Here is a 25,861-nt window from a genome sequence, read left to right as displayed (position 1 = left end):
CGGCACGCCTATGACCAGTGGGAGAGTCACGGTGTACTTCGCCGCACTGCTCGCGCGCACCGAAGACGGGTGGGAAGCGAGCGACACAGAGCTCGACGATGTGGAGACGCTGTCGGATCTGGCCGACCTGGCCCGGGAAGCAGCAGCCGACGGGGCCGACGACACGGTGCTCGTCCTGGTCGAGCAGGAGGACGCGTGGTTCGGCGTCGTCCGCGTCGACGGCGAGGAGGACCCGCGCGTCTTCGTCTCCAACGCCGCCGTCGCGGCCCGCTCCTCGTACGGGGCCATGCTCACCGACGAACTGCTAGGCCACGACCAGGACGACGAGGAGGACGACCTGGACACCCTTGACCTCGATGGCACGGAGGACGGCTACGAGGACGAAACGGCCGAAGCGGCCGAACCGGCGCAGGCGGCCGGAGCGGACGGGGCGGCCGACGTCCTGGACGGCCCGGACGCCGACGACCCGCCGTCGGACGGCGCCGTCCCCGCGGGGCCGCTCGGCGAGAGCGCGATCCTCGCCGACCTCGGGGTGAGTGAGCGCCGCCTCCTGGCGCTCGACGGCGACGCCCTCGTGACGATCGCGGACGCGCTCGGCGCGGCCGAGGTCCTGGAGGCCGTCCGCTAGTGACCCACCCGCACGATCCCGTACGCGACCGGTGGGCGGAGCCGATGCGCTCCGCCCTGGCCGGGGCCGCACGGGCCGAGGCGGCCGGCGACGTACCGGTCGGCGCGGTCGTGCTCGCGCCGGACGGCTCGCTCCTCGCGTCCGGGCACAACGAACGCGAGGCGACGGGCGATCCGACCGCGCACGCCGAAGTCCTCGCGATCCGGCGCGCGGCCCGCGAGACCGGCGAGTGGCGGCTGACCGGCTGCACGCTCGTCGTCACCCTGGAGCCGTGCGTGATGTGCGCGGGCGCCCTCGTACAGGCCCGGATCGACCGGGTCGTCTACGGCGCCCGCGACGAGAAGGCGGGGGCCGCGGGATCCCTGTGGGACCTCGTACGCGACCAGCGGCTCAACCACCGCCCCGAAGTCGTCGCCGGGGTGCTCGAAGAGGAGTGCGCGACCCAGCTCACGGCCTTCTTCCGGCACCGGTGACGGACCTCTCCCCGAACCGATTTCAAACCACGGGCCACCTTGGGCTAAGCTCTCTCTCGGTAGCGTGTCCGAGCGGCCGAAGGAGCTCGCCTCGAAAGCGAGTGTGGGGAAACTCACCGAGGGTTCAAATCCCTCCGCTACCGCAGGTAGACGAAGGGCCCGGTTCATTTGAACCGGGCCCTTCGTGCTGTTCCGTCTCATTCCGCCTCAGTTGGCCCTCGGCCGACCGGCACGAGAACCCCGGCGGCCCCGTTGTCATCATCGCCCGGGCTGTCCCCGCGCGGCTTCCGGACGAGTCCGTCGACTTGGCGCGCGACTTCGTTCCGCACCGTGTCCACCATGCGCTGATACCGCGCGGCCACGGCAGTTGAGGACCACCCCATGAGACCCATCGCCGCACGCTCGGCAACTCCGAGGATCAGCAGGACCGTCGCGGCGGTATGCCGGGCGTCGTGCAGCCGGCCTTGCGCCCGCACGCGTCGTTGGCCGATGCGCTCCAGCCACAGCGGTGGAAGCCGTGCGGGGATTGACGGTACGCCAGCGGCAGCCTCGCACCCCTGTGATCATCACAGGCTTCCACGCCACCCGCGCCCACACTCGGCGGCGCCGCCCGAGCGGTGACGCTGGGGGCGTTCGGTAGGGTTCCAGGGTGCCGGCTTACTGGCCGGTGCCTTCCTGGGGGGATGAGGAGACGAGGCTTATGCCGGAGCAAACGAGTCCGCCAGTGATATCACCGAGTGGGCCTGTGGCCGCGTCGGTCGAGGCGGCGCGGATGGCGGCGGTGCGTCGTTACGACATTCTCGACACTCCGCCGGACGGCGCCTACGACCGGGTCGCGGCGCTGGCGGCGCGACTGTTCGATGTGCCGGTGGCGACGGTGACGATCGTGGACGAGGACCGGATCTGGTTCAAGGCCACGCACGGCCTGGAAGGCGTCACCGAGATCGGCCGCGATCCGGGCCTGTGTGCCTCGGCGGTGCTCACCGATGACACCACCGTCATCCCCGACACCCTGCTCGACCCGGTCGCCTGCTCCAACCCGCTGGTCGCCGGCCCGTTGGGGGTGCGGTTCTACGCAGCCGCTCCGATCATCACCGCCGACGGGTACCGGCTGGGCACGGTCAACATCCTCGACACCCGCCCCCGCGAGATCAGTCAGGCCGATTCCTCCACTCTCGGGGATTTGGCCGCGGTAGTGCGTGACCAGCTTGAGCTGCGACTTTCGGCCCTGAACGCGGTACGCGCCGAGCAGGAGCGCCGCAAGGTCGAGCAGGAGAAGCGCCAGGCGGAGGAGGAGGCCCGCCGGCGTGCGGAGCGGGACAAGGCGGCCATCGCCGCGTTCGCCTCCACTCTGCAACGCACCCTGGTGCCCCCAGCACTGCCCGCGGTGCCGGGTCTGGAGCTGGCCTGCCATTACAAGACCGCCTCCCCGCAGGAAGTGGGCGGTGACTTCTACGACGTCTTCCCCGTGGGCGGGGGCCGGTGGGCGTTCTTCCTGGGCGATGTGTGCGGCAAGGGCGCCGAAGCCGCCTCGATCACGTCACTGACCCGCTACACGCTGCGGGCCGCAGCCCTCGTCGACGCGGACCCCACGGCCGCGCTCAAGGCTCTGAATACCGCGCTGCTGCTGGACGCGGCGGTCGGCACCCGCTTCTGCACCGCCGTCTTCGGTCTGCTCGATCCGGCTTCCGATGGCGGTTTCACGGTCACGCTGGCCACCGGCGGTCACCCGCCCGCCTACCGCCTGAGCCCCGTCGAGGGCGGCGGGGTGCAGGTGGAGGCGGTCCGCGCCAAGGGCGGCATGCTGGTCGGCGCGTTCGCCGAAGCCGTCTTCGCGTCACGCACGCTCCATCTGGCCCCCGGCGAGGGACTGCTGCTGTACACCGACGGGCTGACCGAGGCCCGCACCGCCGACGGCCGCATGCTCGCCGACACGGGCCTGGCCGACTTCCTGGCCCGGCGCCCGGCGCCGGTCAGTGCCGGCGCCCTGATCGACGACACCGTCGCGCTCCTGGACATCCTCCCCGACACCGAACGCGACGACGTGGCCCTGCTGGCCCTGTCCGTACCCACCCCCGATGCTGCTCCCGTCGGCATCACCACCACCGCTCACAGCGCCGCCGCCCCGACCGCCGACGTCTCCGTCGGGCAGGAGAACCGACGCCCATGACCGACGCATTCCACATCGACGTCCCGCACACCGACGGTGCCCTGGCCGTGATCGTCCTGTCCGGCGAGTTCGACATCGCCGCCGCACCCGCCGTACGCGCCCGCGCCCTGGAACTCATCGCGAACGGCCATCCCCACCTGGTCGCCGACCTCGCAGGTGTCACCTTCTGCGACTCCTCAGGACTGGGCGCCCTCGTCGGCATCTGGCGCTGCGCCAAGGACGCCGACGGCTCCCTCACCCTGGCGGCCATCCCCGGCCGGCTGAGCCGCCTGCTCGGCGTCACCGGGATGGACACCTTCCTGCCCGCCTACCCCAGCGTCGACGCCGCGCTTGCCGAACGCCAAGGCAACCGCACCACCGCCTGAAGCCTCTCGCCGCGCAGACGACGAGGCGTCCAACACCGCCTGCGCCGCGTCGTTTCGGGGTGTGATGACCAGGTGGCCGATCATGCCCGGGGCGACCATGCCCGGCAGCAGCAGGCGCCACATCGCGGTGACGCGCTCGGGCAGGTCGGCCCGGTCCGTATAGACCTGCGACATCACCTGCATCCCGGCGAACCCGCCCACGATGACGGACGTCGCATCGGCCAGATCCAGGCCGGGCAGGATCTCGCCCTGCGCGCGCGCCTCGTCGAGGAGGCGGCGGATGGCCGCGCTCGACTGGTCGTAGGGCGTGTCCGCCTGGCGTGGGAACGACGTCTTCTCCATCGCGAGCCGCACGATGGCGCGCAGCACCGGATCCCGCTGGAGCTGATGGGCGTACCCGAAGGTCAGGTCGATGACCGACTGCATCCTGGTGGACCGCTCGGGGGCGACCAGAGCCCCGCTGTGCTCCGCGAACAGGGCGACCGCGATGGACTCCTTGGACGGGAAATGGTGGTAGAGCGCGCCCCGGGTCAGCCCGCTGCGCGCCAGGATCTCGTTGGTGCCCGCCGCGTCGAACCCCCGGAGGTCGAACACCTCGGCGGCGGCCTCCAGAAGCGCTCGCCGCGATCTCGTGCCGCGTTCCTGCTTCGCCATGCCCCGATCCCCGCCGCTCCCTCGTCCGTGTCGATACGGACAAGTCTGCACTGTAGCGGCGAGGCGGAAGCGCGGTCCGCTCAGGGCGCGCCCAGGCGGAAGCCGACGCCCCGGACCGTCACGATCCAGTTGTTCGAACCGAGCTTGCTCCGCACGCTGCTGACGTGGGTGTCGATGGTGCGGCCCCCCGGCGCGTCCGAGTCGCCCCAGACCAGGGCCATGAGCTGGCGCCGCGTGACGATCGCGGCCGACTGCGCCGCGAGCAGGTGCAGCAGGTCGAACTCCTTGCGCGTGAGGTCGACGGGCAGGCCGTGCAGCGTGACCTTCCGGGTCTCCGTGTCGATGCGCAACGGGCCGCGCTCGATGGTCCGGACCGCGGGCGCGGGCCGGACGCGGCGCATCACCGCGGTGATACGGGCGAGCAGTTCGTGAAAACCGTACGGCTTGACCATGTAGTCGTCCGAGCCGGCCTGGAGCCCGAGCACCCGGTCGAGTTCGGTGCCGCGCTCGGTCAGGGCGATGACCGGGGTGTTGCTCGTCGCGCGGATGCCCCGGCAGACCTCGAGGCCGTCCAGGTCGGGCAGGTCGAGATCGAGCAGGACCAGATCGGCCCGCCGGTGCGTCTGGAGCGCCTGGCTCCCGGTGGTCACGGCCTCGGCGCGGTATCCGTGCCGGATCAGGTCCTGGACGAGGGCGTGCGCGGCCGGCTCCGCGCTCTCCACGACCAGGATGCGCAGGGCCGGGTACTCCAGCGGCACATACGGGTGGGTCACGGGCCCCTTGGCGCGTGGCGCCGCCCCGTCGTCCACTCGCGCCCTGTCGTCCGCTCGCGCCGTGTCGTCCGCTCGCGCCGTGTCGTCCACTCGCGCCCTGTCGTCCACTCGCGCCGTGTCGTCCGCTCGCGCCACGTCCGCGTGTGCGTCCCCGTGCGCGTCCGCGTCCGGTATCCGCTGGTCCATGTGCTGTGCCCCCCTGAACGCTGACTCGACGTCGGCCGATCACGGAAGATACCAAACAGACTTGTCTGATTGTCAACGGATAGTCAGGGCAGGGTGAAGCGACCCCTGACCATGAGGGCAGGGGGTCGGGGCGGGGCGGAGGCCGGGCCCCTCCCGTACGGACATGGAAAGGCCAGGTCAGCGGTTACCTTGCGGCCAGGTGGACCCGGAAAGGCCGCTCGACCGGCTCTGTCTGGATACCCAACTGGGTTGTCTGTTTCTTTACCGGGCGCCAGCCGGGCGGCGGCACGAAGGACCGCACGCCCCGGAGCCCCGCCTCACCCCCGCAGCCCCGCCTCACGCGGACGGTTCGGCCGCCGCCCGCTCGCGCGTGCTCTCCGGTGCGGGCGGCGCGGAGGTCGCGCCCCGCATCGGGCTGAACCAGGCGAACCCCGCGATGCACAGGCGCACGATCCCGCTCGCGGCCATGATCAGGTACAGGTCGTGGAAGGTGTTCTCGATGGCACCGCCGACGAACGCCGCGAGGGGGATCGAGGCGAAGGCCAGCATGCGGGTGGTGGCGACGACCCGGCCCAGCAGGGCGGAGGGGACGATCCTCTGGCGCAGGGTGAACCAGGACACCATGTTGATCGACGCGCAGGCATAGAGCAGCCCCCAGGCCATCCCGATCAACAGGGGCGCGCGCAGCGGGATCAGGACGAGCGTGGCGCAGCCGGCGACGGCCGTGGTGGTGAGGATGATTCGGCCCGGCGGGAACTTCCTGTTCAGGCGGCCCGCCACCGTCGCGCCCACCACGGCGCCCGCGCCCTGGGAGGCGATGAGGGCGCCGAGCACGGTCGGCGAGAAGTGCCGGTAACTCGTCAGGTAGAAAACGAAGTTGGCCTGCACGATCCAGGTCGCGAAGTTGGTGCCGGTGAACAGGAGGGAGCCGGTGAGCAGCAGCCGGTTCTTACGGAAGATGTAGCGGCCGGCTTCGGCGATCTCCTTGACAAAGGAGGGCTTCGCCGCGTCGGCGTCGCGCACGGCCCGGGGCGCCTCCACCTTGCCGATCAGGACGATGGCACCGGCCGAGACGAAGAACGACAGGGCGTTGACGGCGATCGTGGCCTCATAGCCGAACAGCGTGATGGCGCCACCCGCGAGGACCGGTCCGAGCATGCCCATGATGTTGTCGCCGGACTGCATCCAGCCGTTGGCCTGGGCGAGTTGGTCCTTGGGCGTGACGTCCGGGATGAAGCTCTGGAACGCCGGGTGGTACACCGGCTCGACACAGCCGAGCAGCAGCGCCGCCAGGAGGATCGGCCAGAGCTGGCTCGTTCCCGCGATGACGAGGGTGGCCAGTCCCGTGGCGATGGCCGCGGCGGTCAGGTCGCCGGTGATCAGGATGCGCCGTCTGTTCCAGCGGTCCGCCCACACGCCGCCCGGCAGCGAGAAGATCAGGAAGGGGACGTACTCGACGACGTAGACAAGGCTCGTGCTGAGCGCGGAGCCGGTCTGGTGCAGGACGAGCAGCGGCAGGGTGATCCGGTACACCCAGTTGCCCATCGAGGACGTCAAGTAGGCGCTCAGGAGCAGGTAGTAGCGCTTTCCCATGGCAGTCAGTCCTTCGGCCGTTCCGTCACGCGGGGGGATCTGGGTCTTGCGGTCACGCGGGGGCTCCTGGTCGCGCGGTCGCTCCGGCACCCCGCCCGTGGGCGGCGCCGGAGCGACGTGTGCGACGTGTCAGGGGCCAGGGTGTCAGGCGGGCACGGCGCCGGTCACGGGAACGGACGTACCGCACACGGCGCAGTCGTCGGACCGGGACCAGCGCTCGGCCTCGGACATCGCGTAGTCCTCGAAGCGGAGCTCCATCAGGCGGCCCGCCGCCACCGGCGGAGCAACCCCCGTGATGATCCTGGTGAGTTCGCCGATGAGGAAGCCGGTGGTCATGGTGACCAGTGGCCCGAAGGCGGCGTTGTCGCCGCCTATCCGCCGCTCGGTCTTCTCCGCGAGCAGACCGTGGGAGACCTCGTCCGTGGCCGAGACCTGGTGCCGCCAGCACTGCACACAGCCGCTTTCGCCGGGCACGACGGTGTAGTAGACGGCGCGCTGGGTGTCGAGTCCGCCGGTGGTCAGCGGGATGGAGGCGCGTACGCAGGCCTCGTTCACCCAGTTGACGATCTCCACCTTGGGGCGGTCCGCCACGCAGATGACGAGGTCGGTGCCCGCGATGACGTCGGCGACATCCTGGACCGAGGAGATCTTCATCTCGACCGGCTCGATCGTCATGCGCGAGTTGAACTCCCGGACCCGCTCGACCGCGCGGTGCAGCTTCGGCTCGCCGATGTCCGCCTCGCGGTAGAGGATCTGGCGGTTGAGGTTGGACAGCTCGACCCGGTCGAACTCCACCGCCCGGACGTGGCCCACGCCGAGCGCCGCCATGTCGAGCAGCAGGTGCGATCCGAGCCCGCCGAGGCCGAGCAGCGCCACCTTGCAGTCCCGCAGCCTGCGCTGCGTCTCGTACTTGTTGTCGCCGAGGCGGGCGTAGGAGCCGAAGAAGTTGATGTTCCGTTCCCAGCGCCTGAGTTCGTAGTCGTCCAGGATTCCCTCGGCCGACGCGTTCGCGTCGAGCAGGAACCCCGCGCTGTCGAACTGGGCCACGGCCTGGGCGACCTGCTCGCCGGTCACCTCGGGGAAGTCGGCCGCCAGGTCGCGGTGGAGCTCCGCCTCGGTGCGGGTGCCGTCCATCAGCGCGAGCAGCCGGCGGATGGCGCCGGTCGGGTCGGCGATCGTCGTGACCTCGCCGAATCCGTTGATGAGAACGGTGTCGCCGGATCCGTAGACCGGGTTGGTGTGCTTCAGGAGCGGCAGGACGCGGCTGTCCGGAGGCATGAAGGGGCTCCTATGGGAGAATCGGCTTCATCAAGTGCACAGGGCAGCACCCCGAGGGGTGCCGCCCTGTGGATGGGAGCCCCGTGGGCGTCCCTGTCCGTCGCCGGCGGGCGATTGGAGCGCTCGCCGACGACGGACCGCTGCCTCATCAGGGGGCTCAGCCCTCGAAGGACAGGCCGGCCTGGCTGGCCTTGCGGGTGTTCAGCTCGATCGCCATGAAAATCAACTCCCCTCCGCCGTACGGCACTTGATTTCCCGCCCCGAGCGGGGCGGGAAGTCTCTGGTGGGACGCGGCCCGCTCCCGGCCGCGCTCCCTCATCCCCAGCCGAAGTCGCCGGGCGTTCCTTCTCCAGGGCCCGGGTCCCCGGCGTTCGTGCCACCGGTATTCGTGGCGCCGGCGCCACCCGCGCCGGCCCGCGCAGCGGCCGTACCGTTCGAGCCGTGCGCCACGGAGATTCCCGCCTGGCCCGCCAGCGCGACGAGGAGCAGCAGCACAGCCACGAAGAAGGGGTGCGAAACGCGTTGCTCGGCAGTCATATCCCCCCCAGGACAACGACGTTCGGAGCGGACCGGCTCCGGACACGGTCACTCTGGCGTGGTCACCGCCGCCTGATCCATGATGGGGAGGGGTCCTAACTCGGCCACGCGTGTTTAGGAGGGGTTGAAATCGTGTGGAACGTGACAAGCGGCGAGTCACCTGCCGAGTTGGAGATCCACGACCACGCGCGGGCCGTGTACGGGGCGGTGGTCTCGGCCCCGGGGTCGGGGAGCGAGGAGTTGCGGCGGCGTCTCGGCCTGCCGCCCACCGCCTTCCAGCTGGCCGTGAAGCAGCTGGTGGAGCTGGGCCTGCTGGAGCGCGCCGCCAGTGAGGAGGCGTTTCTCTACCCGGTGACGCCGGCCACCGCCGTGCTGCGGGTGTGCGTGCCCAAGTTCCGTGCGATAGCCGAGGAACAGCGCCAGATGGAACGTCTGTCCTCGTTGATCGCCGCGTTCGCCCCGGTGTACACGGAGAACCTGACGCGCCACACCAGCCACTCGCTCACCGAACGTCTGGTGAGCCTCGACGTGGTGCGCCAGACCATCGCGGAGCTCGCCGCCGGGGCCCGCAGCGAGGCGCTGACCTCACAGCCGGGCGGCCCGAGACCCGAGGAACAGCTCAAGGACTCGATCGACCTGGCGGAGCGGGCACTGCGGCGCGGTGTCCGCATCCGCACGCTGTATCAGCAGTCCGCGCAGTTCAGCCACGCCACCACCGAGTACGTCCAGCGGGTGACGCGGCTGGGCGCCCAGGTGCGTACGGTCAACGACGCCTTCATGCGGCTCATCGTCTTCGACCGCACCACGGCCGTCATGTCCCTGCGCGATCTGCCCCAGGGCGCGCTCGTGGTGCGCGACCCCGACATCGTCCACTTCGCGGTCGGCGCCTTCGAGCGGGCCTGGGCGACCAGTCAGCCCTTTCCCGCGCGCTATGAGAAGCAGCAGGTCAAGGACGCCTCCGAGGCCATGAAGCTGTCGATCATGCGATTACTCGCGGAGGGTGGCGAGATCGGCGCCATCGCCAAGCGCCTCGGCGTCTCCCACCGCACCTGCCAGCGCCACGTCTCGGAGATCATGCACCGGCTCGGCGCCCGCAACCGGCTGCACGCGGGCTTCCTGATCAGCCAGCAGGGCCTGCTCGACGGCCCGGATCAGCCCATCAGCTCGTTGAACTCCTGATACGTGATCCCCCCGGCCAGCGGCTCGTACGTCCCCTCGGTCACCAGGCGCTCCACGGCCCGCCGCACTACCGCGTACGCGGCGGCCGCGAGCGAGGATCCGATGGTGACGCGGGCGACGCCCAGGGCGGCCAGCTCCTTCACCCCGAGCGCGCCGGGACCCACCAGGACGTTCACCGGCGCGTCGATGGCGCCGGTGAGGGCGGAGATGGTCGCGGCGTCCCTGACACCGGGGACGAAGATGCCGTCCGCGCCCGCCGCGAGGTAGGCCCGGGCCCGCTCCACGCTCTCCTCGACCCGCGTGGCCGGCTCCCCCACCGACGACCACCACGCGTCCGTCCGCGCGTTGATGTAGACGGGCAGCCCCGCCGTGTCCGCCGCGGCGCGGGCCGCCGCGATGCGCTGGGCCTGTTCGGCGACGGGACGCAATGTGCCGGGGCGCTCGGGGCAGCTGTCCTCGATGTTGATGCCGGCCGCGCCCGCCGCGATGACGGCTGCGACGGTGCTGGCCACCTCGCGCGGGCCCCGCCCGTACCCCGATTCGATGTCGGCGCTCACCGGGACGGGGACCGCGCCGATGATCCGCGCGACGGCGTCGAGCGCCGCCTCCCCGGACATGTGGTCGCCGTCGGCGCAGCCCGCGCTCCAGGAGATGCCCGCGCTGGTGGTGGCGAGCGCCGTCGCGCCCGCCGCGACGGCGAGCCGTGCGCCGGCCACGTCCCAGACGTTGGCCAGGACCAGGGGCGAGTCCGAGGTGTGCGAGGAGCGGAATGCGGCGATCTTGTCGCGCTGCGAGGCCATGCCCCCATCAGACCAGACAGCCGGGCACGCGCGAAGGGGCCGCCACGCGTCGAACGGGCCCGCGCGGCACCGGGGTTGGGCTAGGACTCCTCCGGGGTCCAGGCCGCGACCAGCCCGACGAGGCCGGGGAAACGCTCTTCGAGGTCGTCGACGCGGACCTGGCTGCGCCGCTCGAGGCCGTACTGGCGCTGCCGGGTGACGCCGGCCTCGCGCAGCGCCTTGAAGTGGTGGGTGAGCGAGGACTTGGGCCGGTCGAGGCCGAACCAGCCGCAGGAGTGGTCGAAGTCCTCCGACTCCAGGAGCAGTTTGCGCACGATGGTCAGGCGCAGGGGATCGCTGAGCGCGCCCATCACCGTCTCCAGGCGCAACGCCTCGACGGGCGGTTCGGGCAGCGGCGCGGGAAGCCCTTCGGGCGCCGCGACGACCTTGATGCCGGGCACGTGGTGCGCCGCCGATGGCCTGGTCGCGCTCGTCGTCCTCATTGCCGTCTCCTCGTCCACGTGACGCGCTCCTTGTACGAGTTGAATCGTACTACCTGCTAAGTTCGACTCAACTCGTACAAGGGGTGCTGAGAAGCACGGAGAGGGGACAGCCATGCCCGCATCTCGAACTGGGGCCACGCATAGGGGTGTTGAAGGACGACAGCCCGGGGCGTTGCCGGCCCCGGTGTGCGCGCCGGCTCCGGGCGCCCCCGTGGCCCTGACGGACGCGCTGGCCCCGGCGGAGGCGCCGACCCCGAAGGCCCTGGTGACTCCGAAGGCCCTGGTGGCTCCGGCGGCCCTGGTAGCTCCGGCGGCCCTCGTGGACTCGTCGGCCCTGACGGACGCGCTGGCCCCGGCGGAGGCGCCGACCCCGGAGGCCCTGGTGACTCCGAAGGCCCTGGTGGCTCCGGCGGCCCTGGTGGCTCCGGCGGCCCTGGTGGACTCGTCGGCCCTGGCGGCCCCGGTGGCACCCGTGGCTCCGATGGACGCGCCGACCTCAGCGACCCTGGTGGACGCGCCGCCCCTGGCAGCCTCCCCGGCCCCGGTAGCCCTGCCGACCCCGGCAACCCCGGCGGGCCCGGTGGCCCCGGTGCACGCGCCGACCCCGGCAGCCCCCGTGACCGCGCCGACCCCGGCAACCCCGGCAACCTCCCTGGCCCCCGGGGTCCCGGCGGACGCGCCGACCCCGGCAGCCTCCCTGGCCCCCGGGGTCCCGGCGGACGCGCCGGGCCGGTGGATTTGGGGGGCCGCCTGGCCGGTGACCGCGGTGTTCGTGCTGTCTAACGCGGCGACACCGCTGTATGCGCTGTGGCAGCGTGACATCGGCTTCTCGCGTGGCACCCTGACCCGTGATCTTCGCCTGCTACATCGTCGGCCTGCTCGGCTCGCTGCTGGTCTCGGGCGTGGTCTCCGACCGGCTCGGCCGCAAACCCGTCCTGCTGCCCGCGCTCGGCCTGGCCCTCGCGGCCTGCGCGATCTTCGCGACCGCGTCGTCGGTGGCGGCCCTGATGGTGGCCCGGCTGTTCACGGGGATCGCGGTCGGAGCGGTCGTCTCGGCCGGCATGGCCGCCGTCACCGATGTCGCGGGGCCGGCCCGGAAGCGCCGCGCCGCCCTGCTCGCCTCCTGCGCGATGGTCTTCGGCGCGGGCCTCGGCCCGTTCCTCGCCGGGTCGCTGTCCGAGACGCTGCCCGGGCCGACCGTCACCGTCTTCGCCGTCGAGGCGGCGCTGCTGCTCACCGCCGTTGTCGCGGTGGCACGGATGCCGGTGCCGCGGCCCGTCGCCCCCGCCCGGGGAAGCTGGGTGCGCGTGCCCGGAGTCCCGCGTGGCAACGGGCCTCAACTCGCCCTCGGAATCGCCGTGTTCGCCCCCGGCATCACCGCGACCTCGTTCGTCCTGTCCCTGGGCCCCTCGCTGCTCTCCGGGCTGCTCGGCACGGAGAGCCGGGTGGTCGCCGGCGCCATGGCCTTCGCCATGTTCCTGACCGCCACCGGGGTGCAGTTCGCGGTCCGGGCGCTGGCCCGCCGCACGATCCTGATCGCCGGAGCCCTGAGCACCGCGCTCGGCATGGCCGTCCTCATCGCGGCGGCGCACACTTCGTCAGCGCCCGCGCTCGTCGCCGCCGCGCTCCTGGCAGGCGCGGGCCAGGGCCTCGGTCAGCTGGGCGGCCTGTCGCTGCTCAACTCCGCCGTACCGCCCCAGCGCCTCGCCGAGGCCAACGCGGCCCTGAACATCGGGGGGTACGCCCTGGCCGGCGTGCTGCCTGTGTCGGCGGGATACCTGAGCGACGCGGTGGGACTGACGCGGGGGACCACCCTCTTCGCGGCCGTCCTGCTGGCGCTCGCGGTCATCGGCGGGCTCGTCGTGGCCCGGGGCCGGACCGACGGTCCTCACTGAGCCGTACCCGCGCGAGGGGGCGAGTGGTGGAGGGGGGTGAAGGGGAGGGGTGGACGGGGGGAGCGGCATCGGGGGGACAAGCCGCTCCCCCCGACGAGAACAGAACCCGCGAGCCCGCGCCGCGTTCAGGGGGAAGCCGGCGGCGCGCGCCCCGCAGTGGGGCCCTGTTCCTGGCCCACCGCATTCCTGCCAGATGAGGTGGGCTCGGAACCATCCTGCTCTTTCGTCACCCGCCCACCGCCGGGCGAAGGGCCCCGATCCCCGGGCCCTTGGTCCTCAACCTGTTTCCTCGACCCGTGCCGGGTGATCAACGGTTGGGTGATCAGCGGTTGGGTGATCAGCGGTTGGGTCGCTTGACCCAGCCCTTCTTCACCAGCTGGTCGCAGTGCCACTTGCTGTAGGCGGGGGACTCGCCCTTCTGCTTGGTGGCGCCCAGGCAGTCCGCGTAGGAGTACGGCGGTGCGGGCTTGGAGACGGGGGCCGCGCTCGCCACCGGAGCGGCCAGGCCGATGGCCGCGACCGCCGTGGCCAGGGCAATGCTGATTCGACGCATGGGAATTCACCTCTCGCTCAACACGGAACATTCGTGAACGCCAACGATCCTGGTCGTTCTATGACACGTCCCCGTGGTCGCGGGATCTCGCACACCGGCCCCGGCCGCCCGGCCCAAGTGCCGGTTAGACTCACCCGACCGCACAGGGGCGGCGCCGGGGAGGGGCTGGGCACAGTGGACATCAAGAAGGTCCTGCTCTACATAGCCGTGGTTTTCGTGCTGTACACGATCATCACGTCGCCAGTGCAGGCTGCCGGGATGGTCCAGACCGGGTTCGAGGGCATTTCGAGCGCGGCCAAGGGCGTCGGGGCGTTCATGACGAACCTCGTCCGCTGAACCGCCGCCGAGCCCGGTGCCCCGGCCGCACGCCCCAGCCGTAGCCGTACGCCGTGAGTCGTGAGTCGTGGCGTTCGCCCCGAGTCGTAGCCGTACGCCGTGAGTCGTAGGAGAGTCGCATGATCCGCCACCTGGTCCTGTTCAAGCTCAACGAGGGCGTGGAGCGCGACGACGAGCGCGTGGTCGCCGGGGTGAAGGCCTTCCAGGAGCTCGACGGGGTCGTGCCCGAGATCGAGTTCTGGGAGTGCGCCTGGAACATCTCCGACCGGCCGATCGCGTACGACTTCGCCATCAACTCCGCCGTCGCCGACGAGGACGCCCTCAAGCGTTACGCCGAGCACCCGGCGCACCAGGCCGCGGCCGGCCTGTGGCGCGAGTTCGCCACCTGGGTCATCGCCGACTACCCCTGCTGATCCCGGGCTGATCCCCCCCGGCTCCGCCACCGGGGCCCCGTAGAAAGAACTCGTTGCCGTCGGGGTCGAGCATGAGGGTCCGTCCGCCCTCACCCCCGGTCGCCCCCACACGGTCCGCGCCCTCGGCCCGGACCGCGCCGAGCGAGACGAGACGGTCGGTCTCCTTTTCGCGGTCGGCGCCCGGGGGCAGGGCCAGCTCGAAGCAGACGCGGTTCGGGCCCGTCTTCGGCGCCACCGGAGGACCGCCCCAGGTGAGCTTCGTACCGCCGCCCGGCGACTGGATCGCGGTCTCCTGGTCCTGGTCCCAGACCAGCGGCCAGCGCAGCGCCTCGCTCCAGAAGCAGCCGACCTCCCGCGTGCCGTCGCAGGCCAGGGCGCCGATGACGCCGGTGCCCGCGAGGAAGGCGTTGCCCGGCTCGATGACGCAGAACTCGTTGCCGTCCGGGTCGCACAGCACCACGTGCCCCTCTTCGGGGAGTTGCCCCACGTCGCAGGAGCGCGCGCCGAGCTCACGGGCACGGGCCACGATGTTGCGCTGGTCCTCCGGGGAGGCACTGGTCAGGTCGAAGTGCGCTCGGTTCTGACCGGTCTTCGGCGCCTCGCCCGGCAGGAAGCGGACGCGGAACCCGCCACCGTCGGCAGGCGCCAGCGTGACGTCGCCGCCCGGCCCGGCGACCGCCTCGCGCCCGAGGAGCCCGGACCAGAACCGCGCCAGGTCCTCCGGCCGCGCCGTACGGAAGCAGATCGCGAACAGCTCACTGGTCATATCCGGTCGTCTCCGGTCCACGGACGGTCGTTGCGGCGCGGCGCCCTCGGCGCGAGCGCAGCCTAGGGCGGCCCGGCGCCCCGCGCACCCGAGTTTCCGGCGGCCTCGGAGCCACCCGTTCAGCACAGCCCGAGGGTCGCCGGCGCGACCGGCGCCCGGCACCACCACCCGGCACCACCCGCCGCCCCGCCGTGCCCCCGAGGGAGCCGGGCCGTCACCCTTCCAGCGGGGCCATCTGCACCAACTTGCCCCCAACACGTGGATATACGGTGCTTGCACACAGTGGACATGTCTTGTGATGCTATGACCGCTTTTGACGGATGAGTTGACCGACGACCAAGACCGAGGACTAAGGGGTGGCGTGACCGTGCCGGCCAGTACTACGCCTCAAGTGCCGCCCCAGAACGAGCCCCAGGACGCCCCCGACGTGCCCGCGCAGGACTCGGAGGGCGCCAGGACTCCCGCCAGGACCTCCACCAGGGGCGCGGACACCCGCGCCCTCACCCAGGTGCTGTTCGGGCAGCTCAAGAACCTGGAGCCGGGCACCCCCGAGCACGGCCGGGTGCGCGACGCGCTGATCGAGGCGAACCTGCCGCTGGTGCGGTACGCGGCCGCCCGGTTCCGCTCGCGCAACGAGCCCATGGAGGACGTCGTACAGGTCGGCACCATCGGCCTCATCAACGCCATCGACCGGTTCGACCCGGACCGGGGCGTGCAGTTCCCGACGTTCGCGATGCCCACCGTCGTCGGTGAGATCAAGCGGTACTTCCGCGACAACGTCCGCACCGTGCACGTCCCGCGCCGGCTGCACGAGCTGTGGGTGCAGGTCAACGGCGCCACCGAGGACCTGACGACGCTGCACGGCCGCTCGCCCACCACCGGCGAGATCGCCGAACGGCTCAGGATCGGCGAGGACGAAGTGCTCGCCTGCATCGAGGCGGGCCGCTCCTACCACGCGACCTCCCTGGAGGCCGCCCAGGAGGGCGACGGGCTGCCCGGCCTGCTCGACCGGCTCGGGTACGAGGACCCCGCGCTCGCCGGGGTCGAACACCGCGACCTGGTACGCCATCTGCTGGTACAGCTGCCCGAACGCGAACAGCGGATCCTGATGCTCCGCTACTACAGCAACCTCACGCAGTCCCAGATCAGTCAGGAACTGGGAGTCTCGCAGATGCATGTGTCAAGGCTCCTGGCCAGGAGCTTCGCCCGGCTGCGATCCGCAAATCGAATCGAGGCGTGACCGGTTCGAGTGATCCGGGCTCCTGGCGCCCTCCGGTAAAAATTTTCGCCAGGAAAGTGCCGCACCCCTCGCGTCCTGCGGGTACTCCGGACCGCCTTGTCGACATGTCACTACAGCGTGTTGCCGACATGTGACATTCTGCTGAAACCGCGTTTGCCGCAGCCCCCCGTCCGGTATTCAGGTGGAGGCTGCTTCCTCCGATGGTCGTGGCCCGCCGCGACCGTCCGCGACCGCCGCAACTTCAAGGGGGTTGGCATGTCCGCAGAACAGGGCAGCTCGAAGGTGCTCACGCTCACCAAGAGCGAACCGGCACCCGACGTGCACCGACACGCCGTACACACCGCACCCATCGACACCCGCACGCTGTCCCGCTCCCTGTTCCTGCGCCTGGCCACGCTGGACACCGACAGTCCGGAGCGGACCTACGTACGCGACACCCTCATCGAGCTGAACCTGCCGCTCGTACGGTACGCGGCCGCCAGGTTCCGCAGCCGCAACGAGCCGATGGAGGACATCGTCCAGGTCGGCACCATCGGCCTGATCAAGGCGATCGACCGGTTCGACTGCGAACGGGGCGTGGAATTCCCCACGTTCGCGATGCCCACGGTCGTCGGCGAGATCAAGCGGTTCTTCCGCGACACCTCGTGGTCGGTGCGGGTGCCGCGCCGCCTCCAGGAGTTGCGGCTCGCCCTCACCAAGGCAAGCGACGAGCTCGCGCAGAAGCTCGACCGCTCGCCCACCGTGCCCGAACTGGCCGCCGTGCTCGGCGTGTCCGAGGAGGACGTGGTCGACGGGCTCGCCGTCGGCAACGCCTACACCGCGTCCTCGCTGGACTCGCCGGCCACCGAGGACGACGGCGGCGAGGGCTCGCTCGCGGACCGGCTCGGCTATGAGGACACGGCGCTCGAAGGCGTCGAGTACCGGGAGTCGTTGAAGCCGCTGCTCGCCAAACTCCCTCCCAGGGAGCGGCAGATCATCATGCTGCGCTTCTTCGCGAACATGACGCAGTCGCAGATCGGCGAGGAGGTCGGCATCTCGCAGATGCACGTCTCGCGCCTGCTGACCCGCACGCTGGCACAGCTCCGCGAGGGCCTGATCTCCGACTGACTCCGGCCTGCATCGGCCAACCCCGCTGACACCCTGGTGATCTGACGCTCCATCAGACACACTGTCGCGATGCGACGACGTGGTGCGCTGATCGGCGTCTCGGCGGTGGTGGCCCTGGGCCTCGGCGGGACGCTGGCCGCCTGCGCGGACGGCGGCGGCCGGACCGGATACGTGGCGGTGGGCGCGGCGGGCGGGTCCCCCTCGGACCCCGGCCACGCGGTCCCGCCACACGGCCGCGTGGAACTGGTCCCGCTGGACGGCCCGGGCGACGGCTCGACGGGCCCTGGTGGGGGCGCGAGTGCGCATACGGGTACGAGTCCGGGTCCGGGTTCGAGTGCGGGCCGGGGTTCGAGTGCGGGCCCGGGTGTGGGTACGGGTACGTCCGGCACATCCGGGCCGGGGCCGACGCCGTCCGGGGCGGGCTCTGCCGCGCCGTCCGGCTCCGGGCCGCCTCCGGTGCCCTCTCCCGACGCGCCGCTCCCCTCGGGCCCCGGCAAACCCGGTGGTGGGCAGGGTGGTTCGGCCCCGGATGCCCCGGGAACACCCACGCCGCCCGACCCCGGCACGCCTTCCGCACCCGCCGGTCCCGCCGGTCCCGCCGTGCTCAGCGTGGGGACGCCGAGCCGTGCGGCGGGGGCGCACCGGTGGTGCGAGAACGTCACGGTGCGGTTCCGCAACACGGGGGGTACGGAGGTGACGTCGGGCAGCGTCACGTTCGCCACGCACGTCATCGGTCTGCTCGGGGTGGACTGGGCGACCCTGACGTCCCGGCAGCCGCTGCCGGTGCCGATCGGGGCGGGGGTGGAGGTGGAGCGGACGTTCGGGGTGTGTGTGGACGCGTGGCGGGTCCCGTTGGGGATGCATGTGGAAACGAGGTCGGCGACAGCAACGTGGTCCTGAGCGCCACCCCCCGCCCCACGGGCTGAAGCCGCTGACACGGGCCAGAACGAACCCCGCCGGGGCGCGAGGAACCGGACAGGCCGGGTGTATGCCCATGCGGACCAGCACCGACCCCGCCAGGGGCGCGGGGAACTGCGCGAGCAGCGACCACGGTCCGCAGGCGAGCTCCCTGGGGGCTCCGCCCCAGACCCCGATCGGCCTCAACGGCCTCGTCCTCAAACTCCCCCAAGGCCTCAAAGGCCAGGGGGGACCCCCACGACAGGCTGGGTGTGCCCATGCAGGCGCGCACCACATACTCACCGGCACGGGCTGAGGATGCCCACCCAGGCCCGCACCAGCCCCGCCAGGGGCGCGGGGAACTGCGCGACCAGCCCGAGGCGACCCGCACCCGACGGCGCGACGCCGGTGCGGGCCGGCACGGGGTCAGGGCCGCGCGGACCAGGTCAGCCCAGGGCCAGCCAGGCCACCGCCGCGAGGATCACGATCACGGCGACCACGCCGACGATCAGCCCGACCCGCGGCCCCGCGGGCGCCGCCGCCGGCGTAGCAGGCCCGCGGCCCTGAGGCGCGCCCTCGTCGACGAAGGCGCGGAACATCTGTGTGGAGCCCGCCGGGTCGTAGTTGCCCTCGGGACCCTGGGGTGCGTGGGGGTTGTGTGCCATGGAGCAGGACCCTAGCGAAGATGGGGAACGGGCCCAACCCCCGCCCCCTGCGCGAGCATTCCGAAATGGCGCCCCCGGCACCCCGCCCGCACTCCCGGCGAGCCACCCGCAGACCCCAGCACCAACCCTGCACACCCCCACGAACCACCCGGCCAGGGCCCCCGCCCCCCCACGAGCCACCCCCACACCACCACCCGGCCAGGGCCCCGCACCCCCGCGAACCAACCACCCACACCACCACCCCAGCGGGGCATCCGCACCACCCGGGCACGACCTCAGCACGCCCCCCACACCATCCGGCACCACCCCGGCCAGGGCCCCGCACTACCCCCCACACCATCCGGCACGCCCGCCACGCACCCCGGGCCACCCTCGGCACCCCCCACACCACCACCCCGGGCAGGGGCTCCGCACGCCCCCTGCGCCCCCCTCCCCCTCCACCCCCAAACCGCATCCGCATCCGCATCCGCATTCGCAAGCCCCCCACCTGCACCTTAACTTTCCACTTGCGAATGCTTTGCATTTCCTTTGCCTCGGGGCCCCCGGATTTCGTTTGCCTTCGGCAACCAACCATCTTATGGTTGCCCTAAGCAACAAGATCTCGGGAGGTGTCCATGGCCGCGCAGAGCCTCTTTGAAGAGCTGGCCCGGCAGCTCAGTGCCATCGGCGCCGTCAAGCGCGGGCTCGCGCGGATCCTGCCGTCGGAGTGCCCCGCGGGCTCGGCCGCCGTGCTGACCCTCCTGGAGCGCCACGGCGAGATGCGGATCAGCAGGCTCGCCGAACTCCTCGCGGTGGACATGTCGGTGACGAGCCGTCACGTGGCGCACGTCGCCCAGCGGGGCTGGATCGAGAGGTCCGCCGACCCCGCCGACAAGCGCTCGCGCATCCTGCGGCTCACCCCCGAGGGCAAGGCGATGATCGACGATCTCGGGCTGCGCACCACGGAGATGTTCGCGCACACCCTGAGCGACTGGACCGACGACGAGGTTGGACAGCTCAACGCGATGCTGGCCCGCCTGCGCGAGTCCTTCGGGGACTGCCGGGCGCCGCACGTACGGCCCCCCGAGACCCGCCCACCGACCGGGGCACCCGCTTAGCGGCGCTCAGCAGAGCCGAGCAGAGCAGCCCAGCAGGGTCGGCAGAGCTCAGCAGCAAGACCCGTACACCCGCCAACAGACGTACAGGAAAAGGAATTTCATGGCTTCGACCACACCAGCCGGTGTGCGGGGCGGCCACGCCAAGCACGGGGGGCACGCGCCCGCCGACAGTGGCGCGCCGATGACTCACCGGCAGATCATGGAGGCGCTGTCCGGGCTGCTGCTCGGCATGTTCGTCGCCATCCTGTCCTCGACGATCGTCTCCAACGCCCTGCCGCACATCATCAACGATCTGGGCGGCGGCCAGTCCGCGTACACCTGGGTCGTGACGGCCTCGCTGCTCGCGATGACGGCGACCACCCCCCTGTGGGGCAAGCTCTCGGACCTGTTCAGCAAGAAGCTGCTGGTCCAGATAGCCCTGGTCATCTACGTCTCCGGCTCGATCGTGGCCGGCCTCTCCCAGAACGCCGGCATGCTGATCGCCTGCCGCGTGTTCCAGGGCATCGGCGTGGGCGGTCTCTCCGCGCTGGCCCAGATCATCATGGCCGCCATGATCTCCCCGCGTGAGCGGGGCCGTTACAGCGGTTACCTGGGCGCCACGTTCGCGGTCGCGACGGTCGGCGGACCGCTGCTCGGCGGTCTGATCACCGACACCGACTGGCTCGGCTGGCGCTGGTGCTTCTACGTCGGCGTGCCCTTCGCGGTCATCGCCCTGATCGTGCTCCAGAAGACCCTGAAGCTCCCCGTGGTGAAGCGGGACGTCAAGGTCGACTGGACCGGCGCCTTCCTGATCAGCGCGGCGGTCTCGCTGCTCCTGGTCTGGGTGACCTTCGCGGGCAACAAGTACGACTGGATCTCGTGGCAGACGTACGCGATGGTCGGCGGCTCGATCGCGCTCGGCGCGCTGTTCGTGTTCGCCGAGTCCAGGGCCAGCGAACCGATCATCCCGCTGCGCCTGTTCCGTAACCGCACCATCACGCTCGCCTCGCTCGCCTCGCTCTTCGTGGGCGTCGCGATGTTCGCCGGCACGGTCTTCTTCTCGCAGTACTTCCAGCTGGCGCGCGGCAAGACGCCGACGATGTCCGGTGTCATGACGATCCCGATGATCGGCGGACTGTTCATCGCGTCCACCGTCTCGGGCCAGGTCATCACCAAGACGGGCAAGTGGAAGGCGTGGCTGGTCAGCGGCGGCGTCCTGGTGACGGCGGGCCTCGGCCTGCTCGGCACGATGCGCTACGACACCCCGTACTGGCACCTCGCGATCTTCATGGCGCTGATGGGCCTCGGCATCGGCATGATGATGCAGAACCTGGTCCTGTGCACCCAGAACCAGGTCTCGCCCGCCGACCTCGGCTCGGCCTCCTCCGTCGTCGTCTTCTTCCGCTCCCTCGGTGGCGCGGTCGGCGTCTCGGCGCTCGGCGCGGTCATGGCCAACCGGGTCACCCACTACGTCACCGACGGTCTCACCGCGCTCGGCCCGCAGGGCGCGGCCGCCGCCAAGAGCTCCGGCGGCTCGGGCACCATCCCGGACCTGGACAAGCTGCCCGCGCCGATCCGCACCGTGATCGAGAGCGCGTACGGGCACGGGGTCGGCGATGTGTTCCTGTACGCGGCGCCCTGCGCGCTGCTCGCGTTCCTGATCACGCTGTTCATCAAGGAGATCCCGTTGCGTACCCGTGCGGTGGGCGGACCCGAGCCCGAGAAGGCGCAGAACACGGCAGCCGCCCCGGCTGCGGCCACCGTCGGGGCCCAGGTTCCCGCGCCGGCGGCGGTCGAGGCCGCGGTGGCGGACACGGTGACCGCCCCCGTCCTGGACGGCGTCCCGGTGCGCGGCACGGTCCGCGCGGCCGAGGGGGCGCCCGTCGCCTCCGCCGCCGTCACGCTGATCTCGCTCGGCGGCAGCCAGCTCGGGCGTGCGGTGGCCGGGGCCGACGGCGGGTACGTGCTCGCCGCGCCCGGCGCCGGTTCGTACGTCCTGATCGCGGCGGCCGACGGCTTCCAGCCGCAGGCCTCCACCATCGTCGTGGGCACCGAGGCGCTGGCGTACGACATCCTCCTGTCCGGCACCAGCGGCCTGGTCGGCGCGGTGAAGGCGGCGGAGAGCGGGGCTCCCGTCGAGGGCGCGATGGTGATCGTGACCGATGTGCGCGGCGACCTGCTCGCCACCGGCAAGTCCGGCGCGGCGGGCGACTTCACCTTCGGTGAGCTCGTGCCCGGGCAGGTCACCGTGGCGGTCAACGCGGACGGCTTCCGGCCGCTCGCGCTGCCGGTGGAGATCTCCGGACACGGCGTGACCCGGATCGAGGCCGCCCTCCAGGCCGGCGCGCTGGTCCAGGGCACGGTACGCGGCGGCGCCGACCGGCGTCCGCTGGCCGACGCCCGGGTCACCCTGCTCGACGCCGCCGGCAACGTGGTCGCCGGCGCGACGACGGGCGACGACGGCGCGTACGCCTTCGCCGACCTGAACTCCGGCGAGTACACGCTGATCGCGACCGGCTACCCGCCGGTGGCCGGAACGCTCACCGTGGCCGGCCGAGGCGTGGACGGCCACGACATCGAACTCGCCCACCCGGGCGAGTAGTTGACCACCGGGCGCGCCGCCGTTCCGAGCGGAGGCGACGGCGCGCCCGGCGTGGAAAGGGGCCCCGGGGAAGGGGCGGCGGGCAGGGGACGGCCCGCCGTCCCGCCCCCGGGGCCCGCCCTTTCGCACGGGGCCCGCGCACACGGGCCCGTTCGCACTTGAGGAGAGAAAACGGGATGGGACTGCGGGCACAGGTACGCACGCGCGACGGCTGGGCGATCTCGCACGCCGTGGTGACGATGACCGACATGACGGGCACGCAGGTGCTGCGGGCCGCCGCGGATCAGGACGGCTCGGTGGCGGCGGACGTGGCGCTCGCGCCCGGCCCGTACACGGTGATCGTGACGGCCGTCGGCTACGCCCCGGCCGCCTCCACGGCGCTGGTGACGGCGAGCGGGCGGGCCGCGGTGGGCACCGTGGTCCTGGCCCGGCAGGGCGGCGTGGAGCTGCCGCCGCCGGGTCCCTGGACGATCGACCCGGTGCACTCCTCGGTCGGCGCGGTCGCCCAGCACCTGGGCATCTCCAGCGTGCACGGGCGGTTCGGGGTGTTCGGCGGGCGCGTGGAGATCGCCGAGGACCTGGAGAAGTCGCGGGTCGAGGCGGTGATCGGGGCGGCGTCCATCGACACGGGCAACGCGATGCGGGACGGGCATCTGAAGTCGCCGGACTTCCTCGACGTCGAGCGCTTCCCCGAGATCACCTACCGCAGCACGGACCTGGCCCCGGCCGGACCCGACCGCTGGACGGTACGCGGTGAACTCGCCCTGCACGGCGTGGTCCGCGAGGTGGACCTCGACCTCTCGTACCTGGGTACGGGGCCTGACCCGTGGGGCGGGGTCCGGGCGGCGTACCGGGCGACGGCGGAGCTGCGCCGGGAGGACTTCGCGATGCGCTACAACCAGGTGGTGCAGGCGGGGATCTCGGCGATCGGCACGACGCTGAAGGTCGAACTGGACATCCAGACAGTCCAGGGCGAAACCCTCCCCACGGCCTGAGCCCGCACCCCGGTCACGCGGACGTCATCGTCCCCGCACGGCCGGGGAGTTCTCGCGAATCTCGTCCATGCCTTTACGGAGCGCCCCTCGGAGCCACTTGCCCAAGGGGCGCTCTCCGAAGCGGTACATCAGGTAGGAAAGCACCGCCAGCACCACGATGAGGACCGCCACGAGCACATGGGCGGGGTAGCGGTCCCGCAGCAGCGCGACGCACGTGAGGCCGATGTTCTCGTGGAGCAAGTACATGGGATAAGTCAGGGCCCCCGCCGTGGTGAGCCACCCCCACTGCACACGGTCGAGCTTCCGGAGTGCGACAAGGGCCATCAGCAGGAAGCACAGGGCCAGCAGCACCTGCGCCGGCCACACGGACGCCACATGGTGTTCGGAGGGGCCATTGAATTTCACCCGCTTCGCCATGTTCTGCTCACCGAGGAAGAACGAGAGCCCCACGATGGCCCACAGAACCGCCGTCGGCTTGAAGCGGTACATGAGGTAGAAGGCTATTCCCGCCACGAAGTAGGGGGAGTAGAGAGGCATGGTCCACATGTCCAGCACCGGGATGTCGACCGTGTAATCCACGATGCCCGCCAGCGTCCACACCGCGCAGAACAGCACACTTCCGCGGTAGGTCACTCCGCGGGCGACGACGATCGCGAAGAGCACATAGAATTTCAGCTCCGCGAACAGCGTCCAGTAGGCACCGTCGATGTCCCTGACTCCCATGCCGTGCTGAAGCATGGTGAGGTTGGTCATCACCTGGGTCCAGTTCTGGACGCTGCGGTATGTGGGCCACAGTGTGATGACGGCGGCCGTCGCCAGAACGGCGATCCAATAACCGGGGTAGAGCCTGGAGATGCGCGATACCGCGAAGTCCCCGAGAGAACGCCCCCAGGTGCTCATACAGATGACGAAACCGCTGATCAGGAAGAAGAGTTCGACCCCGATCCAGCCGTACTGCGAAAAGGAATGAAAGTGCGGGAAGACAGCCTTCGTGTTCTTTCCCCACGCTTCGTTGGTGGCCGTGTAATGAAACAGAACCACGGAGAGCGCGGCGACGACGCGCAGGCCGTCCAGAACGTAAAGGCGTCTGACCGGCCGACTCGGGGTCGGCAGGGTTATGGGCGCGACCTGTTCGCTGAGTTGCATCACACCGTCCTTGGAGAGCGAGACCCGCGCTCCGTGAACGATGCGCGCGGAGGCGTCATGACCTGAACGGCATGAGCGCCCGACAGTCTAAATGCGCGACGGCAACCGATCGGGTGGAGCCCAGTGGCGCTGCTCACCCCGCCGCCTCCGGACGTGGGCCGTGGCGCCCGGGGCGGCGCGGTCTCCGCGCCCCCGGGGCGCTAGGAGCGGGGTGGGGCGCTCAGGGCTTCGATGCCGGCGATCAGGAGCGACAGCGCGAAGTCGAAGTCGCGCTGTCGCATCTCCTGCACCGTCTCGCCGCCCCGCGCCGCCATCACCGACGCCGCGTCGGCGAACTGGTCCCGGTACTCCGGCTGGGCGGCCAGCGCCCCCATCGCCTCCTCGAAGAACTCGTCCTGCGTGCGCCCCGCGTCCGCGCACCGCTGCACGAACGTGCCCTCGATCGTGCCGAACCCGTACACGAACTGGAACACCGCCGCGAGCCCGCCCATCTGCCCGTGCGCGGGCAGCCCCGTGCGGGACAGGATGTGCTGGGCCGCCCGCGAGAACGCCATCGAGTGCGGACCGATGTTGAGGTAACGCCCGATCAGCGCCGACGCCCACGGGTGGCGGACGAAAATCGCGCGGTACCCCACGACGACCGTACGGAGCTGATCGCGCCAGTCGGCCGACTCGTCGGACAGATCGGGCAGTTCGATCTCCGCGAACACCGCGTCGAGGGCGAGTTCGAGGAGGTCGTCCTTGTTGTCGACGTACCAGTACAGGGACATCGCGGTGACCCCGAGCTCGGCCGCCAGGCGCCGCATGGAGAACTTCGCGGCGCCCTCGGCGTCGAGCAGCCGCACGGCCTCGGCGGTGATCCGGTCCCGGTCGAGCGCCGCGCCGCCCTCGCCCGGTTCCGTACGCCGCACCCGGCGGGCCGCCTTGCTCCCGAGCCACACGCTGGTACGCGCCGCAGTTTTCACGCGGTCCGCCGCCGACACCATCGCCGTCCTCCTCGGGCCTGTTCGCTGAGCCCCCCGATGGGTCATATCCGAAATTCGGGTACGCAT

General features: G+C 71.3%; 24 protein-coding genes, 1 tRNA gene and 3 pseudogenes. 15 read left to right on the top strand and 13 right to left on the bottom strand.

Features of this window, described 5'->3' with window-relative positions:
• The first annotated feature begins 31 nt into the window (after positions 1-31).
• The 3 genes from ABR738_RS21480 to ABR738_RS21470 all read left to right on the top strand — a co-directional run bounded on the left by ABR738_RS21480 (position 32) and on the right by ABR738_RS21470 (position 1,244).
• Positions 32-628: a tRNA adenosine deaminase-associated protein gene (locus ABR738_RS21480; RefSeq protein WP_350234674.1), complete on the top strand. Its 597-nt coding sequence runs from the start codon at positions 32-34 to the stop codon at positions 626-628.
• 44 nt (positions 629-672) lie between these two features.
• On the top strand, positions 673-1,101 hold the full coding sequence (gene tadA / locus ABR738_RS21475) for a tRNA adenosine(34) deaminase TadA (RefSeq protein ID WP_350234673.1): 429 nt from the start codon (positions 673-675) through the stop codon (positions 1,099-1,101).
• Between the two features lie 58 nt (positions 1,102-1,159).
• A tRNA-Ser gene (locus tag ABR738_RS21470) sits at positions 1,160-1,244 on the top strand.
• 54 nt (positions 1,245-1,298) lie between these two features.
• Here the strand turns inward: ABR738_RS21470 and ABR738_RS21465 are convergent.
• Positions 1,299-1,568 (bottom strand): annotated as a pseudogene (locus tag ABR738_RS21465) (site-specific integrase); the annotation flags it as partial.
• A 278-nt stretch (positions 1,569-1,846) separates the two neighbouring features.
• Here ABR738_RS21465 and ABR738_RS21460 point away from each other — a divergent pair.
• Together ABR738_RS21460 and ABR738_RS21455 are read left to right on the top strand one after the other, a co-directional pair.
• Positions 1,847-3,271: a PP2C family protein-serine/threonine phosphatase gene (locus tag ABR738_RS21460; RefSeq protein WP_350231612.1), complete on the top strand. Its 1,425-nt coding sequence runs from the start codon at positions 1,847-1,849 to the stop codon at positions 3,269-3,271.
• Positions 3,268-3,540 (top strand): annotated as a pseudogene (locus ABR738_RS21455) (STAS domain-containing protein); the annotation flags it as partial. The gene ABR738_RS21460 and the pseudogene ABR738_RS21455, both read left to right, overlap by 4 nt.
• Here ABR738_RS21455 and ABR738_RS21450 read toward each other — a convergent pair.
• From ABR738_RS21450 to ABR738_RS21430, 5 genes are all read right to left on the bottom strand, one after another.
• Positions 3,448-4,290: a ScbR family autoregulator-binding transcription factor gene (locus ABR738_RS21450; protein ID WP_350231611.1), complete on the bottom strand. Its 843-nt coding sequence runs from the start codon at positions 4,288-4,290 to the stop codon at positions 3,448-3,450. The pseudogene ABR738_RS21455 and the gene ABR738_RS21450 overlap by 93 nt on opposite strands.
• Positions 4,291-4,370: 80 nt before the next feature.
• Positions 4,371-5,249 carry a response regulator transcription factor gene (locus tag ABR738_RS21445; protein ID WP_350231610.1) on the bottom strand — a complete coding sequence of 293 codons (879 nt, stop codon included), beginning with the start codon at positions 5,247-5,249 and terminating at the stop codon, positions 4,371-4,373.
• Positions 5,250-5,585: 336 nt separating this feature from the next.
• Complete coding sequence (locus ABR738_RS21440; protein ID WP_350231609.1) at positions 5,586-6,842, bottom strand: MFS transporter; 1,257 nt, start codon at positions 6,840-6,842, stop codon at positions 5,586-5,588.
• 144 nt (positions 6,843-6,986) lie between these two features.
• On the bottom strand, positions 6,987-8,120 hold the full coding sequence (locus ABR738_RS21435) for a HesA/MoeB/ThiF family protein (RefSeq protein ID WP_350231608.1): 1,134 nt from the start codon (positions 8,118-8,120) through the stop codon (positions 6,987-6,989).
• A gap of 315 nt (positions 8,121-8,435) precedes the next feature.
• Positions 8,436-8,657, bottom strand: coding sequence for a hypothetical protein (locus ABR738_RS21430; RefSeq protein ID WP_350231607.1), 222 nt, complete (start codon positions 8,655-8,657; stop codon positions 8,436-8,438).
• 141 nt (positions 8,658-8,798) lie between these two features.
• On the opposite strand from ABR738_RS21430, the gene ABR738_RS21425 reads away from it, so the two are divergent.
• Complete coding sequence (locus tag ABR738_RS21425; RefSeq protein ID WP_350231606.1) at positions 8,799-9,836, top strand: LuxR C-terminal-related transcriptional regulator; 1,038 nt, start codon at positions 8,799-8,801, stop codon at positions 9,834-9,836.
• Here ABR738_RS21425 and ABR738_RS21420 read toward each other — a convergent pair.
• Positions 9,809-10,636, bottom strand: a complete 828-nt coding sequence (locus tag ABR738_RS21420) for an isocitrate lyase/PEP mutase family protein (protein WP_350231605.1) — start codon at positions 10,634-10,636, stop codon at positions 9,809-9,811. The two genes, ABR738_RS21425 and ABR738_RS21420, sit on opposite strands and share 28 nt — an antisense overlap.
• An 80-nt stretch (positions 10,637-10,716) precedes the next feature.
• The gene (locus ABR738_RS21415; protein WP_350231604.1) at positions 10,717-11,118 is read right to left on the bottom strand and encodes an ArsR/SmtB family transcription factor; all 402 of its coding nucleotides are present in this window, start codon (positions 11,116-11,118) and stop codon (positions 10,717-10,719) included.
• 652 nt (positions 11,119-11,770) lie between these two features.
• Here ABR738_RS21415 and ABR738_RS21410 point away from each other — a divergent pair.
• Positions 11,771-13,013, top strand: a pseudogene (locus tag ABR738_RS21410) (MFS transporter).
• A gap of 337 nt (positions 13,014-13,350) precedes the next feature.
• Here ABR738_RS21410 and ABR738_RS21405 read toward each other — a convergent pair.
• A complete protein-coding gene (locus ABR738_RS21405; protein ID WP_350231603.1) occupies positions 13,351-13,566 on the bottom strand; it encodes a hypothetical protein in 216 nt (71 codons plus the stop codon).
• 174 nt (positions 13,567-13,740) lie between these two features.
• Here ABR738_RS21405 and ABR738_RS21400 point away from each other — a divergent pair, with 174 nt between their 5' ends.
• Together ABR738_RS21400 and ABR738_RS21395 are read left to right on the top strand one after the other, a co-directional pair.
• On the top strand, positions 13,741-13,902 hold the full coding sequence (locus tag ABR738_RS21400; RefSeq protein WP_350231602.1) for a hypothetical protein: 162 nt from the start codon (positions 13,741-13,743) through the stop codon (positions 13,900-13,902).
• Positions 13,903-14,021: 119 nt separating this feature from the next.
• Positions 14,022-14,315, top strand: coding sequence for a Dabb family protein (locus tag ABR738_RS21395; protein ID WP_350231601.1), 294 nt, complete (start codon positions 14,022-14,024; stop codon positions 14,313-14,315).
• On the opposite strand, the gene ABR738_RS21390 is transcribed toward ABR738_RS21395, so the two are convergent.
• Positions 14,293-15,081 carry a VOC family protein gene (locus ABR738_RS21390; protein ID WP_350231600.1) on the bottom strand — a complete coding sequence of 263 codons (789 nt, stop codon included), beginning with the start codon at positions 15,079-15,081 and terminating at the stop codon, positions 14,293-14,295. The genes ABR738_RS21395 and ABR738_RS21390 overlap by 23 nt on opposite strands.
• 367 nt (positions 15,082-15,448) lie before the next feature.
• Here ABR738_RS21390 and ABR738_RS21385 point away from each other — a divergent pair, with 367 nt between their 5' ends.
• From ABR738_RS21385 to ABR738_RS21375, 3 genes are all read left to right on the top strand, one after another.
• Positions 15,449-16,321 (top strand): RNA polymerase sigma factor SigF, encoded by an 873-nt coding sequence (locus ABR738_RS21385; protein WP_350231599.1) that lies wholly within the window; start codon positions 15,449-15,451, stop codon positions 16,319-16,321.
• A gap of 255 nt (positions 16,322-16,576) precedes the next feature.
• The gene (locus ABR738_RS21380) at positions 16,577-17,428 is read left to right on the top strand and encodes an RNA polymerase sigma factor SigF (RefSeq protein WP_350231598.1); all 852 of its coding nucleotides are present in this window, start codon (positions 16,577-16,579) and stop codon (positions 17,426-17,428) included.
• A 69-nt stretch (positions 17,429-17,497) separates the two neighbouring features.
• Positions 17,498-18,328, top strand: coding sequence for a hypothetical protein (locus tag ABR738_RS21375; protein ID WP_350231597.1), 831 nt, complete (start codon positions 17,498-17,500; stop codon positions 18,326-18,328).
• A 443-nt stretch (positions 18,329-18,771) separates the two neighbouring features.
• Here the strand turns inward: ABR738_RS21375 and ABR738_RS21370 are convergent, their stop codons facing one another.
• Positions 18,772-18,990, bottom strand: coding sequence for a hypothetical protein (locus ABR738_RS21370; protein ID WP_350231596.1), 219 nt, complete (start codon positions 18,988-18,990; stop codon positions 18,772-18,774).
• A 614-nt stretch (positions 18,991-19,604) separates the two neighbouring features.
• Here ABR738_RS21370 and ABR738_RS21365 point away from each other — a divergent pair.
• From ABR738_RS21365 to ABR738_RS21355, 3 genes are all read left to right on the top strand, one after another.
• Entirely contained in the window at positions 19,605-20,087 is a 483-nt protein-coding gene (locus tag ABR738_RS21365) for a MarR family winged helix-turn-helix transcriptional regulator (protein ID WP_350231595.1), read from the top strand.
• 181 nt (positions 20,088-20,268) lie between these two features.
• Positions 20,269-22,668, top strand: a complete 2,400-nt coding sequence (locus tag ABR738_RS21360; RefSeq protein ID WP_502964233.1) for an MFS transporter — start codon at positions 20,269-20,271, stop codon at positions 22,666-22,668.
• A 176-nt stretch (positions 22,669-22,844) separates the two neighbouring features.
• Positions 22,845-23,663 carry a YceI family protein gene (locus ABR738_RS21355; RefSeq protein ID WP_350231593.1) on the top strand — a complete coding sequence of 273 codons (819 nt, stop codon included), beginning with the start codon at positions 22,845-22,847 and terminating at the stop codon, positions 23,661-23,663.
• Positions 23,664-23,687: 24 nt separating this feature from the next.
• On the opposite strand, the gene ABR738_RS21350 is transcribed toward ABR738_RS21355, so the two are convergent.
• Positions 23,688-24,809 (bottom strand): acyltransferase family protein, encoded by a 1,122-nt coding sequence (locus tag ABR738_RS21350; RefSeq protein ID WP_350231592.1) that lies wholly within the window; start codon positions 24,807-24,809, stop codon positions 23,688-23,690.
• Positions 24,810-25,009: 200 nt separating this feature from the next.
• On the bottom strand, positions 25,010-25,795 hold the full coding sequence (locus ABR738_RS21345; RefSeq protein ID WP_350231591.1) for a TetR/AcrR family transcriptional regulator: 786 nt from the start codon (positions 25,793-25,795) through the stop codon (positions 25,010-25,012).
• Positions 25,796-25,861: the final 66 nt, after the last annotated feature.

The sequence above is a fragment of the Streptomyces sp. Edi4 genome (genome assembly GCF_040253615.1).
Classification (GTDB): Bacteria; Actinomycetota; Actinomycetes; order Streptomycetales; family Streptomycetaceae; genus Streptomyces.
This window is presented reverse-complemented; position numbering and strand designations above follow the sequence as displayed.

Bases quoted from the DNA above. Each gene is read 5' to 3' on its own strand.
- tadA (WP_350234673.1), top strand. From the start codon at position 673: ATGCGCTCCGCCCTGGCCGGGGCCGCACGGGCCGAGGCGGCCGGCGAC.
- ABR738_RS21450 (WP_350231611.1), bottom strand. From the start codon at position 4,290: ATGGCGAAGCAGGAACGCGGCACGAGATCGCGGCGAGCGCTTCTGGAG.
- ABR738_RS21445 (WP_350231610.1), bottom strand. From the start codon at position 5,249: ATGGACCAGCGGATACCGGACGCGGACGCGCACGGGGACGCACACGCG.
- ABR738_RS21440 (WP_350231609.1), bottom strand. From the start codon at position 6,842: ATGGGAAAGCGCTACTACCTGCTCCTGAGCGCCTACTTGACGTCCTCG.
- ABR738_RS21435 (WP_350231608.1), bottom strand. From the start codon at position 8,120: ATGCCTCCGGACAGCCGCGTCCTGCCGCTCCTGAAGCACACCAACCCG.
- ABR738_RS21430 (WP_350231607.1), bottom strand. From the start codon at position 8,657: ATGACTGCCGAGCAACGCGTTTCGCACCCCTTCTTCGTGGCTGTGCTG.
- ABR738_RS21420 (WP_350231605.1), bottom strand. From the start codon at position 10,636: ATGGCCTCGCAGCGCGACAAGATCGCCGCATTCCGCTCCTCGCACACC.
- ABR738_RS21415 (WP_350231604.1), bottom strand. From the start codon at position 11,118: ATGAGGACGACGAGCGCGACCAGGCCATCGGCGGCGCACCACGTGCCC.
- ABR738_RS21405 (WP_350231603.1), bottom strand. From the start codon at position 13,566: ATGCGTCGAATCAGCATTGCCCTGGCCACGGCGGTCGCGGCCATCGGC.
- ABR738_RS21395 (WP_350231601.1), top strand. From the start codon at position 14,022: ATGATCCGCCACCTGGTCCTGTTCAAGCTCAACGAGGGCGTGGAGCGC.
- ABR738_RS21390 (WP_350231600.1), bottom strand. From the start codon at position 15,081: ATGACCAGTGAGCTGTTCGCGATCTGCTTCCGTACGGCGCGGCCGGAG.
- ABR738_RS21380 (WP_350231598.1), top strand. From the start codon at position 16,577: ATGTCCGCAGAACAGGGCAGCTCGAAGGTGCTCACGCTCACCAAGAGC.
- ABR738_RS21375 (WP_350231597.1), top strand. From the start codon at position 17,498: ATGCGACGACGTGGTGCGCTGATCGGCGTCTCGGCGGTGGTGGCCCTG.
- ABR738_RS21370 (WP_350231596.1), bottom strand. From the start codon at position 18,990: ATGGCACACAACCCCCACGCACCCCAGGGTCCCGAGGGCAACTACGAC.
- ABR738_RS21365 (WP_350231595.1), top strand. From the start codon at position 19,605: ATGGCCGCGCAGAGCCTCTTTGAAGAGCTGGCCCGGCAGCTCAGTGCC.
- ABR738_RS21360 (WP_502964233.1), top strand. From the start codon at position 20,269: ATGACTCACCGGCAGATCATGGAGGCGCTGTCCGGGCTGCTGCTCGGC.
- ABR738_RS21355 (WP_350231593.1), top strand. From the start codon at position 22,845: ATGGGACTGCGGGCACAGGTACGCACGCGCGACGGCTGGGCGATCTCG.
- ABR738_RS21350 (WP_350231592.1), bottom strand. From the start codon at position 24,809: ATGCAACTCAGCGAACAGGTCGCGCCCATAACCCTGCCGACCCCGAGT.
- ABR738_RS21345 (WP_350231591.1), bottom strand. From the start codon at position 25,795: ATGGTGTCGGCGGCGGACCGCGTGAAAACTGCGGCGCGTACCAGCGTG.